The 15,369-nt window shown below is 62.5% G+C and carries 12 protein-coding genes and 3 pseudogenes; 4 read left to right on the top strand and 11 right to left on the bottom strand.

Features of this window, described 5'->3' with window-relative positions; genetic code table 11:
* Positions 1-62: 62 nt before the first annotated feature.
* Positions 63-1,654: pseudogene (locus ACZ1G0_RS12745) on the bottom strand (SulP family inorganic anion transporter).
* A gap of 166 nt (positions 1,655-1,820) precedes the next feature.
* Here ACZ1G0_RS12745 and ACZ1G0_RS12740 point away from each other — a divergent pair.
* The 3 genes from ACZ1G0_RS12740 to ACZ1G0_RS12730 all read left to right on the top strand — a co-directional run bounded on the left by ACZ1G0_RS12740 (position 1,821) and on the right by ACZ1G0_RS12730 (position 3,900).
* Entirely contained in the window at positions 1,821-2,693 is an 873-nt protein-coding gene (locus tag ACZ1G0_RS12740; RefSeq protein ID WP_472737281.1) for an S-methyl-5'-thioadenosine phosphorylase, read from the top strand.
* 184 nt (positions 2,694-2,877) lie between these two features.
* Positions 2,878-3,348: a DUF2927 domain-containing protein gene (locus tag ACZ1G0_RS12735; RefSeq protein WP_472737280.1), complete on the top strand. Its 471-nt coding sequence runs from the start codon at positions 2,878-2,880 to the stop codon at positions 3,346-3,348.
* A 12-nt stretch (positions 3,349-3,360) separates the two neighbouring features.
* Entirely contained in the window at positions 3,361-3,900 is a 540-nt protein-coding gene (locus tag ACZ1G0_RS12730; protein ID WP_472737279.1) for an adenine phosphoribosyltransferase, read from the top strand.
* 50 nt (positions 3,901-3,950) lie between these two features.
* Here ACZ1G0_RS12730 and ACZ1G0_RS12725 read toward each other — a convergent pair whose 3' ends face one another.
* From ACZ1G0_RS12725 to coxB, 10 genes and pseudogenes are all read right to left on the bottom strand, one after another.
* Positions 3,951-5,354 (bottom strand): FAD-binding oxidoreductase, encoded by a 1,404-nt coding sequence (locus ACZ1G0_RS12725; RefSeq protein ID WP_472737278.1) that lies wholly within the window; start codon positions 5,352-5,354, stop codon positions 3,951-3,953.
* 34 nt (positions 5,355-5,388) lie between these two features.
* Entirely contained in the window at positions 5,389-6,222 is an 834-nt protein-coding gene (locus ACZ1G0_RS12720; RefSeq protein ID WP_472737277.1) for an MBL fold metallo-hydrolase, read from the bottom strand.
* A gap of 64 nt (positions 6,223-6,286) precedes the next feature.
* A complete protein-coding gene (locus ACZ1G0_RS12715) occupies positions 6,287-6,871 on the bottom strand; it encodes a GNAT family N-acetyltransferase (protein WP_472737276.1) in 585 nt (194 codons plus the stop codon).
* A pseudogene (locus ACZ1G0_RS12710) lies at positions 6,871-8,131 on the bottom strand (M16 family metallopeptidase). The gene ACZ1G0_RS12715 and the pseudogene ACZ1G0_RS12710 overlap by 1 nt, the downstream one beginning before the upstream one ends.
* Positions 8,128-9,513: a threonine synthase gene (gene thrC, locus ACZ1G0_RS12705; RefSeq protein ID WP_472737275.1), complete on the bottom strand. Its 1,386-nt coding sequence runs from the start codon at positions 9,511-9,513 to the stop codon at positions 8,128-8,130. The pseudogene ACZ1G0_RS12710 and the gene thrC overlap by 4 nt, the downstream one beginning before the upstream one ends.
* A 1-nt stretch (position 9,514) precedes the next feature.
* On the bottom strand, positions 9,515-10,198 hold the full coding sequence (locus ACZ1G0_RS12700) for an SURF1 family protein (RefSeq protein ID WP_472737274.1): 684 nt from the start codon (positions 10,196-10,198) through the stop codon (positions 9,515-9,517).
* A 69-nt stretch (positions 10,199-10,267) separates the two neighbouring features.
* On the bottom strand, positions 10,268-11,083 hold the full coding sequence (locus ACZ1G0_RS12695; RefSeq protein ID WP_472737273.1) for a cytochrome c oxidase subunit 3: 816 nt from the start codon (positions 11,081-11,083) through the stop codon (positions 10,268-10,270).
* Positions 11,084-11,096: 13 nt separating this feature from the next.
* A complete protein-coding gene (locus ACZ1G0_RS12690; RefSeq protein WP_472737272.1) occupies positions 11,097-11,693 on the bottom strand; it encodes a cytochrome c oxidase assembly protein in 597 nt (198 codons plus the stop codon).
* Positions 11,690-12,705 (bottom strand): annotated as a pseudogene (gene cyoE, locus ACZ1G0_RS12685) (heme o synthase). The gene ACZ1G0_RS12690 and the pseudogene cyoE overlap by 4 nt, the downstream one beginning before the upstream one ends.
* A gap of 182 nt (positions 12,706-12,887) precedes the next feature.
* A complete protein-coding gene (gene coxB, locus ACZ1G0_RS12680) occupies positions 12,888-13,754 on the bottom strand; it encodes a cytochrome c oxidase subunit II (protein WP_472737271.1) in 867 nt (288 codons plus the stop codon).
* A 167-nt stretch (positions 13,755-13,921) separates the two neighbouring features.
* Here coxB and tldD point away from each other — a divergent pair, with 167 nt between their 5' ends.
* Positions 13,922-15,352: a metalloprotease TldD gene (gene tldD, locus ACZ1G0_RS12675; protein ID WP_472737270.1), complete on the top strand. Its 1,431-nt coding sequence runs from the start codon at positions 13,922-13,924 to the stop codon at positions 15,350-15,352.
* Positions 15,353-15,369: the final 17 nt, after the last annotated feature.

Raw genomic sequence — 15,369 nt, 5'->3', positions numbered from 1 at the left:
CGCAGGCCCGAGGGGGCAGACAGCCCCCTGAACTCCAAAGCATCGCGTGGCGCAGCCCCCGCTTAGTGACCGCCGCCCAGGATCCCCGTGCGCACCTCGTAGTCAGCAGCGATGGCGTAATCGGGGTCATCGTCACTGTCGACCATCAGGTGGCCTGCCTTGGTCAACAGGGCATGGCAGTCCCGGGTCAGGTGACGCAACTGGATACGCTTGCCCGCCGCCTCATATTTGGCGGCAACATTCTCGATGGCTTCCAGCGCGGATTGGTCAGCCACACGGCTGCCCGCAAAGTCGATCACAACGGCATCGGGGTCATTCTTGACGTCAAATAATTCGACGAACCCGGTGGCGGAGCCAAAGAACAAAGGCCCTTCAATCTTGTAGATACGTGCGCCCTCGGCGGTGTCCGATGTCTCGGCATGGATGCGGCGCGCGTTTTCCCATGCATAGGCCAGCGCGGATACGATCACGCCGACCACCACGGCGATGGCCAGGTCAAAGGCCACCGTGACACCGGTCACCAGAAAGATCACGAAAGCGTCCGTAAGTGGCACCTTACGCAGGATCTTGAGGGAGTTCCAAGCGAAGGTCCCGATCACCACCATGAACATCACGCCGACCAGTGCGGCCAGCGGGATCTGTTCGATCGCCGGGGAGGCGATGACGATGAAGGCCAGCAGGCACAGGGCCGCAAAGATGCCCGAGATCCGGGTGCGCCCCCCGGATTTCACGTTGATCATGGATTGCCCGATCATTGCGCAACCGCCCATGCCCCCAAAGAACCCGGTGGCGATGTTGGCCGCCCCCTGGGCAAGACACTCTTGGCTGGCCCCGCCGCGTTGGCCGGTCATCTCACCCACAAGGTTCAGGGTCAGAAGGCTTTCGATCAGGCCAATGGCCGCAAGGATCACCGCGTAAGGCAGGATGATCAGCAAGGTTTCCATGTTCAGCGGCACCATCGGGATGTGGAAGGTCGGCAGACCCCCCGCAATGCTGGCCAGATCGCCCACCCGTGGCACGTCAATGCCGAACCCGATCACCACAGCCGCGATGATCCCAATGCCCGCAAGGGGGCCGGGATCACGGATGTGATCTTGGGCATCCCCCAGATGATCGCCATGGTGGCCACGACCAGAACCAGCATCATGGCCAGCTGGCCGCCCTCCATCCACGCGCCATCGGCGGTCTTGAACTGGGTCAGTTGAGCGAGGAAAATCACGATGGCCAGACCGTTCACGAACCCCAGCATAACCGGGTGTGGGACCATGCGAATATATTTGCCCCACCGCAGGACACCTGCCAGCACCTGCAAGATGCCCATCAGCACCACCGTTGCGAATAGGTATTCGACCCCATGATCCGCCACTAGGGCCACCATCACAACCGCCAGCGCGCCCGTGGCGCCCGAGATCATGCCGGGTCGTCCGCCAAAAATCGCCGTGATCAGCCCGACCATGAACGCCGCATACAGACCCACCAGCGGGTTCACACCGGCGACGAAGGCAAAGGCCACGGCCTCTGGCACAAGGGCAAGGGCAACGGTCAGCCCTGATAGCAGGTCGGTGCGGATCTGTGCAGGCGTCAGGGGCGCAGGGCCCGCCATGCGGGAAACATCGAAACGGTTGGCAAAGGCCGCCAAAAGGGTGCGGGGCATGGGAATATCCAAAATGCGGGGGTGGGGTATGTGGTTGCCCTTCGCATAGCGCCGGGGGGCTTGATTGTCACGGGCTTTCTACCTGATAGGCGCGGCATGGCGTCCTATGCGGCTTCCAAACCGGGCCGTGATGGCTATGCTGCGCGTAACGTGAACGGAGGCGCACATGACCCAAACCATGATCGGCGTGATCGGCGGCTCTGGCCTTTACGACATCGACGGGCTGGTCGATGCCAATTGGACCACCATGGACACCCCTTGGGGCACCCCGTCCGATGCCATTCTGACGGGTACACTCGATGGTGTTCCCATGGCCTTCCTGCCGCGCCACGGGCGGGGCCATGTGCACTCTCCGACCACGGTGCCCTACCGCGCCAACATTGACGCCCTGAAACGGCTGGGCGTCACGGATGTGATCAGCGTCAGCGCCTGTGGGTCCTTCCGCGAGGAGATGGCCCCGGGGGATTTCGTCATTGTGGATCAGTTCATCGACCGCACCTTTGCCCGGGAAAAGTCGTTCTTTGGCGCGGGCTGCGTGGCCCATGTGTCCGTGGCTCACCCCACCTGTCCCCGCCTTGGGGCGGCCTGTCTGACCGCAGGCCAGGCCACGGGCGTGACCATGCACGACGGCGGTACCTATCTGGCGATGGAGGGGCCGCAGTTCTCGACCCTGGCCGAGTCGAAGATGTACCGGGAAGGCTGGGGCGCTGATGTGATCGGCATGACCAACATGCCCGAGGCGAAATTGGCCCGCGAGGCGGAGCTGTGCTATGCGTCGGTGGCGATGATTACTGACTACGACAGTTGGCACCCGGATCACGGCGAAGTGGCCGTGACCGATATCATCAAGACCTTGCAGGGCAATGCGGCACACGCCCGGGATCTGGTGGCGCGTTTGCCTGCCCTTTTGGGACCTGACCGGGCCCTTTGCCCACACGGCTGTGACCGGGCGCTGGAACACGCCATCATGACCGCCCCCGACAGGCGCGACCCCGCCCTGCTGGCAAGGTTGGACGCCGTGGGGGGCCGCGTTCTGTGACACGGGCCGTGTGTGTTCTGGCCGCGCTGTGGTGCGGGACTGCGGCTGCGCAGGATTTCATCGTGGCGGACGGCCCGCTGGATGATGATGCGTTCTACAATCTGATCGCCTGCGCGGCCCCCCCAATCGCGATTGCCGCCGGGACTACCTGTTCTGGCCCGAGGACAAGCGCCAGGGTCTGCGCGTGGGCCTGACCAGCGCGACACAAGCCCTGCAACCCTACCAGCGCCGCCTCTACCAAGCCGCGCTTGCCGCCACGGTGCAAGAGGTGAACGGCCTGAATGCGGGCATCCGCCTGATCCAGACCGATCCCCCCCACGACATAGAGCTGCACGTGGTGGCCACCGAGCCGGGCGGCACGATGCAATTCACTGGCGTTGATCTGCTGGATGGGCAAAGCCTGCCGCTGGGGCGTGTGGCCGTGCGGTCGCGCGGGGGCGTGATCCAGCAGGCCGTGATCGCCATCAGCTACCGCGCCAATCGTCGGGCCATTGCCTCGGTGGTGCTGGAAGAATTGGTGCAGGCGCTTGGCCTGATGACCGACATCCGCTCGCCCGCCTATCGGCGGTCGGTGTTTTCGGAAGACAGTAATTCCGGCACCCGCCTGACCGGCCAGGACGCCATGGTCATTCGCCGACATTATCCCCCTTTATAAAGGACTGCACCCATGCCCTCCACCAAGACCGTCGCGAATTACATCCGCACCATCCCCGATTTCCCCAAAGAGGGGATCCTGTTCCGCGACGTAACCACCCTGTTCGCGGACCCGCGCGGCCTGCGGTTGGCGATTGATCAACTGTTGCACCCTTTCGCAGGGCAGCGCATCAACGCGGTGGTGGGCCTGGAGGCGCGCGGCTTCATCCTTGGCGGGGCCGTGGCGCACCAGTTGGGCACAGGCTTCGTCCCGATCCGCAAAAAGGGCAAACTGCCCGGCGAGACCTTTTCCGAAGACTATGAGTTGGAATATGGCTCCGAAACGGTCGAGGTGCACACAGACGCTCTGCGCCCGGGCGATAAGGTGCTGTTGATCGACGACCTGCTGGCCACGGGGGGCACGGCGGCGGCTGGCGTGAAGCTGGTGGAACGGCTGGGGGCCGAGGTGATCGGCTGTTCCTTCGTCGTCGACCTGCCGGAGTTGGGCGGGGCAAAGCGCCTGCGGGACATGGGGCTTTATGTCCACACCGTGTGCGAGTTCGAGGGCGCCTAGGGCCCCCGCAGGACTGCGCACGATTATAGGCGGCGCAGGACTGCGCACGATTATAGGCGGCGCAGGACTGCGCCGGGGTTCATAATCCCAAGGGGGTCCAGCGCGGCTTTGATCGCGCGCATGACCGCCAGTTTCGCCGGATCGCCGTAGCGTTCAAGGTCCCCGACCTTCAACCGGCCAATCCCGTGTTCGGCACTGACGGAACCGCCAAGCTCGTGCACCAGATCATGCACACAGGTCTTGATGGCGTCGCGCTGGTTCTCATAGTCCGCACGGGTGCGCCCGGGCATGGGGAACACGTTGTAGTGCAGGTTGCCGTCGCCCACATGGCCAAAACAATTGATCCGCCAGTCCCCCAGTCGCGCCAGACGCCCGGGGGCTGTGGCGATGAACTGCGGGATGGCGGCAATGGGGACGCTGATGTCATGGGACGACACCGCCCCGATCCTGCGGTTCGCCTCGGGTATTGTTTCGCGCACGGCCCAGAATGCGGCGCGCTGGCCTTCGGACTGGCTGATCAGCCCATCGGTCACAAGATCAGCCTCCGAGGCCGCTGCGAACAGCGCCTCAAGCGCATCTGTGGCGTTGGCGGCACCGGACAAGCCCACGTCGATCAAGACGCACCATTTGGGCGCTGTGGTGAAGGGCAGGCGCGTGTCCGGACAGGTTTCGGCCAGAAAGTCAAAGCTGACCCGGTGGATCAGCTCAAACGCCGAGACACCTTCACCCAATACATCGCGGGCGAGGGACAGCAGCGACAAGGCCGCCTCGGGCGAGGGGACGACCATGAAGGCCGCCGCCTCGGACGCGGGGCGGGGCACCAGTTTCAGGGTGGCGGCGGTGATCACGCCTAGGGTGCCCTCGGCGCCGATCAACAGGTGACGCAGGTCGTAGCCCGTGTTGTTCTTGCGCAGGGGCGACAGGCCGTGGTGGATGGATCCGTCGGGCAGCACCGCCTCCAGCCCCAGACACAGGTCCCGCGCATTGCCGTAGCGCAACACGTTCACACCGCCTGCGTTGGTGGCAAGGTTGCCGCCGATCCGGGCCGACCCTTGGGCGGCCAGCGACAGGGGGAACAGCCGGTTTACATCGGCAGCGGCGTCTTGGACGTCTGACAGGATCGCACCAGCCTCGGCCACCAGTGCATTGCCTTGCGGATCAACGCTGCGGATCGCGGTCATACGCTCAAGGGATAGGATCACGGCGGGGGTGTCTGGGGACACTTGTCCCCCGACCAGCCCCGTGCCGCCGCCAAAGGGGATGACGGGCACACGATATTCGGCGGCAAGTCGGACGACTGCGGCCACGTCCTGCACTGTGTGCGGTGCGACAACGATACCACCTTGGCCCGTATACCGCCCCCGGCGTTCAGCGGTGTAGGCATCGGTCAGGTCGCGGAAGGCTGCGGGTGGCAGCACCGTTTGCAGGCGGGTTTCAAAACTCTGGTCAAGCATCATGAACCCCATGTGCCACGGCTGTCGTGCGCTGTCACTGTGGGGCCATCAGGAATTGCGGTGGCAGGACCATGACCGTGGGTTGGCTGGGCAAACTGCGCAAAGAGACTTCGACCCAGTTCTGGTCCCGCTCCGTCACGGCAAAGCCGCCCTCTGCCATGCCTTCCATGAACCGATCCAAAGATCCGCGTCCCCACCAGTGCATGGGCAGCACCAGCGACGATCGCAGGCGTGTCAGAACCGCGATCATGTCGTCAATCGGCAGGGTCAGCCCGCCATCCACCGGAGCCATGACCACGTCCAGCCGCCCGATGGCCGCGAATTGTCGATCACTGGGGATGTGGTGCAGGTGCCCAAGGTGGCCGATGCAAAGGCCCCCAACCTCGAAGATAAAGATGGAATTGCCAGCGGAGCGCGACGTGCTCTCGAATCGGCTGCGGACGTCTGTGGGCACGTTGCGCACCAGCATCTCGCCCAGATCCAGATGGTGATCCGCTGCAACGCCGCCGACCGCCCAACCGCGCAGGACGTGGTCAATCCCGTCTTGGGGGAAGTCGGTAAAGTGGCTGGAATGGGCGTTGTTCATCGTGACGACATCGGGCACCACACCCGCTGTGCCGGTGTAGCCCACGTAGTCGGTGACCGCGCGCAAGCCGCCCGGGGTCTCGATCATCCACATGGCGTGGTCGATAAAGCTGAGCCGGACCGTGAATTCGTCGGGCAACGGCGCGCCGAAGCTGGCCTTATGGACATACTGCAACCCGGGTGCGGCGTCCGCGATGGCGATGCAGTGGCTGGGCCGTCGTGTGTCTTGGGCGGTGGCCAAGGCGGGGACAAGGGCAAGGATCAGAGCCAGAAGAATGCGCATGATGGAACCTCCTGACCTGATGATAGCGCAGTTGACGCACATCGCCACATCAACGGCGCAGGTCCTAGCCCGTGTCCGTGCGGCCCCGGCGATCGTGGCGCAGGTTGGCGTACAGGACATGGGTGCGCCACCGCCCGTCAATCTGAAGATAGCTTTGCGCCACACCTTCGTATTTGAACCCGCAGCGTTCCAACACAGCGCGCGAGGCGGCGTTTTCCGGCAGGCAGGCGGCCTCCAACCGGCTGAGGTCCATGGCGTGAAAGGCGTGGTGGGTGACAGCGCGGATCGCCTCGGACATATAGCCATGGCGGGCATAGGGCGCGCCGATCCAATAGCCCAGGGTGCCCGATTGCGCGGGGCCGCGCCGAATGTTGTCGAGGGTCAGCGCCCCCACCAGCGCTTCGTCCTCGCGGCGTTCCAGAAACAGGGCGAGGGCGGACCCGTTGGCACAGCTGCGCTGACCCCAATAGACGCGGTTGGTAAAGGCGCGCCGGGTCAGATGGTCCGTGGCCCAAGACGGCTCCCACGGTTGGAGGAAGGCGCGTGAATGGTCGCGCAGGGCAGTCCAAGACCGAAAATCCGCATGTGTGGGCAGACGCAGAACAAGGCGTTCGGTCTGGATGCGGATCTTGGGGGTACGGTTGAACATCAGGCCGATAGCCGTGCCTCCAGCGCCGCGCGGTCGGGCAGGTGTGCCACAGGGCCATAGCTGGCGACGGCCATGGTCCGCGCCTCGCACAGGGCTTGGGCATGGGCACGCACGGCGGCCACGTCCACTGCGTCGATCATTGCGACGGTTTCCTCAAGGGGGGATACGGTCCCAGATCGCCACCAGACGCGCCAGACGTTCGGCGCGCGACGAAGGGCTTTCGAGGCCCATCAACATGCCGGCCTTCATCTGGGCACGGGCACGGTCCACCTCGGCCACGGTCAGATCCTCTGTGACCCGGCGCAATTCGTCCACGGTCAGGGTCGCCAAGTCGGCCACGCTTTCCTCGCCGGTGCCTGCGTATATCGTCAGCATGCCGGTGTCGTTGTAGGCCCCGACTTGCGCAAAGATCGAATAACACAGGCCGCGCTTTTCGCGGATTTCCTGAAACAGGCGCGAGGACATGCCGCCGCCCAAGATGCCGCTGAACACTTGCGCGGTGTAGATCGCAGGGTCTTTGTAGGCCGGTTGTTCAAACGCCAATGCCACATGGGCCTGTTCCAGCGTTTTGATCGTCTGAGTCTCGCCGCCCATGAACACGCCCGCTTGGGTGGGTTGTGCGGTGCCCGGGGTCAGGTGGCCAAACAGGTCCTCCGCTTGACGCACAAGGGTGTCGTGATCCACGCCGCCCGCCGCTGCGAGGATAATCTGTTCGGGGCCATAGTGCGCGGCGACGAAGTCCGACAAATCGCTGCGGCCAAAGGACTGCACCCGTTCGGCGGGACCAAGGATGGTGCGGCCCATGGGTTGTTCCGGATAGGCGGCCTCTTGTAGCCAATCGAAGATAATGTCGTCAGGGGTGTCCAGCGACTGCCCGATCTCTTGCAAGATCACACCCCGTTCGACCTCGATCTCGCGTGGGTCAAAGCTGGGGTTGAGGACGATATCGGCAAGCAGGTCCACGGCCAGTGGCACGTCCCCTTGCAAGACGCGGGCGTAATAGGCGGTGACTTCGCGGCTGGTGTAGGCGTTGATATAGCCGCCGACGTCTTCGATTTCTTCGGCGATTTGCAGGGCGGTGCGGCGCGCGGTGCCCTTGAACGCCATATGTTCAAGAAAGTGCGCGATGCCGTTTTGCTGCAGGCTTTCGTGTCGCCCACCCGCGCTGATCCACAGCCCCACGGAGGCTGATTGCAGCCCGGGCATATGTTCCGTCACAACGCGCAAGCCGTTGGACAAGCGGTGGATTTGCGTGGTCATGCCATCACCTCGGCCCGGATCAGATCCGTCAGTTGTGTAAGATCGTTCTCGACCCGGGTGACCCGTTCGGGCCGGTCAAACAGGTCGGCCATGCGCGGGGGCAGGGCAGGGTGGATGCCCGTTGCGGCCTCGACCGCCGCCGGGAATTTGGCAGGGTGGGCCGTGGCCAGCGTGACCATGGGCGTGGCCCCTTGGTGGTCGTTGGCCACTTTCACCCCGATGGCAGAGTGGGGGCAAAGAAGCTCTGCGCCATGAGCCAAGGTGGCTTTGATCTGAGCGGTCGTCTCCTCTTCGGACACGCGGCCAGAGGCGTAGATTTCGCGCAAGGTTTCCAGCGCGCCCTGGGACACGTGAAAGCCGCCCTCTTTCAACTCGCCCATCAATTGTGCCACCGCGCTGCCGTCGCGGTCGTAGGCATCGAACAGCGCACGCTCGAAGTTGGAGCTGACCTGGATATCCATGGATGGGCTGATGGAGGGGATCACCTGATCCGTGACATAGCCGCCCGTGGTCAGGCAGCGGTGCAGGATATCGTTCTGGTTTGTGGCCACCACCAGTTTGTCGATGGGCAGGCCCATGCGGCGCGCGATGTAGCCTGCAAAGATGTCACCGAAGTTGCCCGTGGGGACGGTAAAGCTGATCTCGCGGTAAGGCGCGCCAAGGCTGACGGCGGAGGAGAAGTAATAGACAACCTGTGCCAGCACCCGTGCCCAGTTGATCGAGTTCACCCCAGCCAGTTTGACGCCGTCACGGAACTCGAAATCGTTGAACATGTCTTTGAGGCGCGCTTGGCAATCGTCGAAGTGCCCGGTCAGGGCAAGGGCGCGCACGTTCGCCTCGGTCGGGGTCGTCATCTGGCGGCGCTGTACCTCTGACACACGACCGTGGGGATACAGGATGAACACATCCACGTTGGACAGGCCCCGGAACGCCTCGATCGCGGCGGACCCGGTGTCGCCGGACGTCGCCCCTACGATAGTGACCCGGTCGCCGCGCTTGGCCAGCGTGTGTTGGAACATCTGGCCGATCAGCTGCATGGCGAAGTCTTTGAAGGCCAGCGTGGGACCGTGGAACAGCTCCAGCAGGAAGTGGTTGCCGTCCAATTGTTTCAAGGGCGCGCGGGCGTCGTGGCCGAAGCCCGCATAGGCCTTGGCAATCAACTCCGCAAAGGTGTCATCGTCAAAGGCATCGCCCACAAAGGGGCGCATGACGCGAAAGGCGATCTCCTCGTAAGACAGGCCCGCCATGGCGGCGATATCGCCGTGGGACAGGGTCGGGATCGTTTCGGGCACATAAAGGCCGCCGTCCCGGGCAAGGCCGGTCAGCATGGTGTCTTCGAATGCCAGCGCGGGGGCTTGGCCACGGGTCGAGATATAGCGCATCTTAGCTGTCCTTGGACATGGGTTGCCGCCTGATACGCCACATCCAGTAGGCTGTCATCCCAAACCATGTCGCAGCCAGCAGGAACCACGTGACGGCATATTGCAGGTGGTCATTGGGGATGGAACTGCTGTCCACGGGGAAGGGAGTGATCGTGGGGTCGTTTGGCGCCATCTGCCGCGCGACGATCAGGGTTGGCTCGGTGTTCAGGGACGCCGCCATCGCGGGCACATCACGGGCGAACCAGATATCGCGGGTGGTGTCCGTTTCAGGGGTGGAACTGTTGACCTCGTCCGGCCAGTGCAGATTACCGGTCAGGGTCGTGGCCAGCGGCGGGCGCGCGGTGTCCTTTAGATCCAGCGGCAGGAACCCTTGGTCCACCAACACACGGCGGTCGCCCACCTCCATCGCGCGGATGACCCTGTAGCGCGCGCCGATGCCCTTGGCCGAAGCGAGAACATGAAGTTCTGGCCCGGTCAGGGTGCCTGTGGCCATGACGGACAGATAGGCGTGATCTGTGATCGACGGATTGGCCGGCAGGTCAGCGGGCTTCTGGTAAATTCGGGCGTCGATATCGGCCAGAATGGCTTGCTTCCAGGCCAACCGCTCTACCTGCCAGAACCCCAGCCACAACAGGACGGCCGTGCCCAGTAGGCCAAGGAGTGCGGGAAAGATCAATCTTGTCATGGTGACCCTCAAAACGAAAGCAGCGCGAGACCCCTCGCGCTGCAATCAGATAGTGCATGATCGCGGGCGTTACATGCCCCAGATGTAGACAGCTGCAAACAGGAACAGCCACACCACATCGACGAAGTGCCAGTACCAAGCCGCTGCCTCGAACCCGATGTGTTTCTCTGGGGTGAAGTGCCCGGCCCGCACGCGCAGGTAGCAGATGAACAGGAAGATCGTCCCGATCACAACGTGCACACCGTGAAAGCCTGTGGCCATGAAGAAGTTGGCAAAGAACTTGTCGCCGCTGAATGTCCAGTCTTGGGTGAACAGCAGGTACTGATATTCATAGATCTGCAAGCAGGTGAACAGCACGCCGAGTATGACGGCAATCAGCAAGCCCCATTCCACGTCCTTGCGCGACTCGCCGTGGACCAGCGCGTGGTGTGCCCAGGTGACAAAGCAGCCCGACAGCAGCAGGATCAGCGTGTTGATCAAGGGCAGGTGCCAAACGTCCATCTGGTAGAATTCGGGCTGCACGTATGTGGAGCCAACGTATTCATCCATTGGGTAAAGCGCGTGTTTGAAAAAGCTCCAGAACCAGGCGGCAAAGAACATCACTTCGGACATGATGAAGAAGATGAAGCCATAACGCAGGCCAATGCGGACCACCGGGGTGTGATCGCCCACGTTGGATTCGCGCACCACATCCGACCACCACGCGAACATGGTGAACAGCACACCGGCAAAACCGATGGCGAACAGCCAAGGGTGGTTGTTGTCGATGTTGGGCGACATCCAAACCACTGCGCCGATCAGCATGACAAAGCCGGATATGGAACCGAAGAACGGCCAGATGGAGGGTGGAAGGATATGGTAGTCGTGGTTTTTAGCCTGGGCCATTGGTCGGTCCCTCTTAGTTGGTCGTTACTGCGGCATCGGTCTGTTCGAGGCTCGCATAGTCTTCGGGCAAGTCGATCACGTGGAACGTGTAGGACAGGGTGATTTGTGGAATGCCGCGTGCCTCAGGGTCGTCGACCAGATCGGGGTCAACGTAAAACGTCACTGGCATCACCATGCTTTCGCCGGGCTGCAGGATCTGCTCTTCGAAACAGAAGCATTCGATCTTTGCGAAATGCGGACCGGCGGCATAGGGGGCTACGTTGTAGCTTGCAGTCCCTGCGACAGGGGCGTCCGTGGGGTTCGTCGCCTCGTAAAACGCGAGCCCGGTTTCGCCGATGCGAATTTCCATCTCGCGCTGCAGGGGTGTGAATTCCCACGGCATGTCCCGGGCTTTGGAAGCGTCAAAGCGCACTTTGATGGTCTGGTCCAGCACCTCAAGGCTTGCGGTGTCCGATACGGATGTCGTCCCACCGTACCCGGTCACGCGGCAAAACAGATCGTACAGAGGCACGGCCGCCCAACCGAGCGCCCCGAATGACAGCGCAACAGAGGTGGTCGCAGCCACCACCTGCTTGTTCGGGGACAAAGAGTGAAACCAAGAGCGGATCATTGTGTCGTCTCCTCTAGTGGGATCATCTGGGGGCGGGCGACGTGGTCAAAGGCCTCGCCAAATTCGCCCTCGGTTACCTTTACGACCGTGAGGCCAAAGATGATCGCCACGAACGTGCCCAAGACGGCAAGCAGTCCAAGGTTGCGGCCCATGCGCCGCTCGTGCAGTTCGTGGTCTTTATGAAACGCCATGTTACCAGCCCCCAAGCTAAAGCTACGCAGAACGGCTTCGACAATGAACACGCCAAAGTGGGCAAAAAGATACAGCAGCGAGAATTTGAAGAACTTGCGTTCGGTCAGGTAGGCGTCGCCCTCGGCCTGTGTCTCGTCCCGGCGCCAGATATCATATGCCCCTTTCAGGAAGATCCCGTTCAGCACGACAGCAACGGCCAACGATGTCGGCCCGCCAATAGCGGTCAACGCCGCGCCGACCCCTACAGGGGCCAACAAGATGGTGTAGATCAAGATGTGGCGGCGGGTTTCCTTGCGGCCGTGGGTCACGGTCAGCATGGGCACCTGCGCCTTGTGGTAGTCGGATTTCATAAACAGCGCCAGCGCCCAAAAGTGGGGCGGCGTCCACATGAAGGTCAGCATGAACAGAAGCACGGCAGCAACCGAAATGTCGCCCGTTACAGCGGCCCAGCCGATCATGGGGGAAACGCACCCGCCGCACCACCAATGACGATGTTCTGCGGGGTCGAGCGTTTCAGCCACATGGTATAGACTGCCACGTAGAAAAAGATGGTGAAGGCCAGAAGGCCAGCGGCCAGCCAGTTGGTGGCAAGGCCCAGCATCACAACGGACAGCGCCGACAGAAAAATGCCAATTGCCAATGCCTCGTCCGCAGTGACTTTGCCAGCGGGGATCGGACGTTTGGCCGTCCGCTTCATCACGCGATCGATGTCGGCATCATACCACATGTTGAGGGCACCGGACGCCCCGCCGCCGATGGCGATGAAGAGGATCGCGACGAAACCTTCGAAGGGATGGATGCCGCCCGGTGCCACCAACATGCCGACAAACGCAGTGAACACCACCAGCGTCATCACACGCGGTTTCAGCAGGGCGAAGTAATCGCCAAACTGCGCCTCGTTGGTGCCGAGGGTCGTGGAATTGAAACTCGCGTCGCTCATGACGTCTCCGGTCGGTCAAACGTTCGGAGCGCCCGCCATAGGGCGCCCCGCAGAGTGTGTGATTATTCGGCAGCCGCCAATTGTAGCGCTGCGCGTGCGGGGGCGGAAACATCACCGTCCTGTGCGCGGGCCAGCCATGCGTCGTAGGTCGCTTGGTCCACAGCCATCACGGTGATCGGCATATATGCGTGGTCCTTGCCGCATAGTTCGGAGCATTGGCCAAAGTAGATGCCTTCCATGCCTTCTTCGACCTCAAACCACAACTGGGCGAGGCGGCCCGGGATGCCGTCTTGCTTCACGCCAAACGATGGGATCGTCCAAGAGTGGATCACGTCCGCAGCTGTCACTTGCATCACCACGGTCTTGCCTGTCGGCACAACAACGGCGGTATCAGTGGCCAGCAGGTATTGATCCTCGGCATAGCCGTATTCAGCCAGCTCGTCCTTCGCCAGCATGAAGGATTCAAACGACACGTCGCTGTCCACATACTCGTAGCCCCAGTACCACTGGTAGCCGGTCACTTTGATGTAGACGTCACCCTCGGGGATGGTTTGCTGTTTGAACAACACGGGCAGCGAGAAGCCACCGATGACCACAAGGATCGCCACTGGGATCAGGGTCCATGCGACCTCAAGTGGAGAGTTGTGAGTGAACGTAGCAGGCTCCGGGTTTGCCTTTTTGTTGTAGCGTACGATGATCCACACCAGCAGCGCCGTCACAAACAGCGTAATCGCCGTGATGATCACCAACAAAAAGCCATCCAGCCATTGCAGGTCAGACGCCAGTTCCGTGGCAGCAGGCTGAAAGCCGATGCCGCCTTGCGTGGGTTGGCCGATGATCGGCAGTTCTTGCGCAGACACGGCAGTCGCCGTCAGTGTCGCGCCGATGCCAGCCCAAAGGCCGGCCAAAGTCTTGGCAAAAGCGGTCATTCTTTTCGTCCTGTTGTCGTGGGTTCGCGCGCAGGTCAAATGCACGGAATCTCCCCATTGCGTCCTGCGGTGGGACAAATCATATCATGGGGGGTATCGCAAGCCTTTGTGCCCAGTGGTGTACACTGCCCAGCTTGCATCATAGAAACGAAAACAAAGGGTTAAACATGGCACCGGCAAAAAGTGAGACATTTCGTCCCTTCGAAGGCCAACTTGATCTGGGTCAAAGCCTGAGCCTGTTGCGCAAAACCCTTGATGGCGCAGATGACGGAGAGCTATTTCTCGAACGCCGCCGGTCCGAGGTTCTGGCGTTCGATGATGGCAGGCTGAAAACCGCCAGCTACGATGCGTCCGAGGGGTTCGGTCTGCGCGCCGTGCGGGGCGAGGCGATTGGCTACGCCCATGCTTCCGAGGTGTCGGAGGCCGCGTTGATCCGCGCCGCTGAAACCGCGCGACTGGCAGTGGGGGACGGGGGCGGTACGCTGGCCGCGACACCGCAAGCCACCAACCGCCGTCTTTACAGCGACGAAAACCCGATGGAGGGGGCCGCGTTTTCCGTAAAGGTCGACACTCTGCGCGAAATTGACGCCTTTGCCCGAGATCTGGACCCGCGTGTCGTACAGGTATCGGCCAGCGTTGCGGCCTCGATCCAAGAGGTCGAGATCCTGCGCCCCGAAGGCACCCACCTGCGCGATGTGCGGCCCATGGTGCGGATCAACGTCAGTGTGATCGTGGAACAAAGCGGCCGCCGTGAACAAGGCAGCGCCGGGGGCGGGGGACGCATTGGCCTGACCGGTTTGATTTCGCGTGATCATTGGGCCGACGTCGCGCGCGAAGCGTTGCGCGTTGCGATCGTGAACCTTGATGCCGTGGCTGCACCCGCGGGTGTGATGGATGTTGTCCTGGGGTCTGGCTGGCCCGGGATCCTGCTGCACGAGGCTGTGGGCCACGGGTTGGAGGGTGACTTCAACCGCAAGGGCACCTCTGCCTTTGCAGGGTTGATGGGACAACGGGTTGCCGCCCCCGGCGTCACCGTTCTGGACGATGGCACCATCCCGGATCGGCGCGGGTCTATCAGCATCGATGACGAGGGCACGCCTTCGGGCAAGAACGTCCTGATCGAGGACGGTATCCTCGTGGGCTACATGCAAGACCGCCAGAACGCCCGTCTGATGGGCGTTGAGGCAACGGGCAACGGGCGGCGCGAAAGCTATGCCCACGCCCCCATGCCGCGGATGACCAACACTTATATGTTGGGCGGCACGACGGCTCCGGGCGATATCGTGGCGGACCTGAAGGATGGGATCTACGCTGTTGGCTTTGGCGGCGGACAGGTGGATATCACCAACGGCAAGTTCGTGTTCAGTTGTACCGAAGCGTACCGCGTGAAGGACGGTATCGTCGGCGCGCCGGTCAAAGGCGCGACCCTGATCGGCGACGGCGCGACCGCGATGCAGCATATTCGTGGGATCGGCAACGACATGGCGCTGGACCCTGGCATGGGAAACTGCGGCAAGGCGGGCCAATGGGTGCCTGTGGGGGTGGGCCAGCCGACGCTGATGATCGGTGGTCTGACCGTTGGGGGCTCTGCCGCTTAACGATGCATTAACCCGCA

It is taken from the genome of Thalassobacter sp. HA4-2 (genome assembly GCF_055693705.1).
Note: the sequence above shows the minus strand (reverse complement) of the source record. Positions and strands in the feature narration are given on the sequence as shown.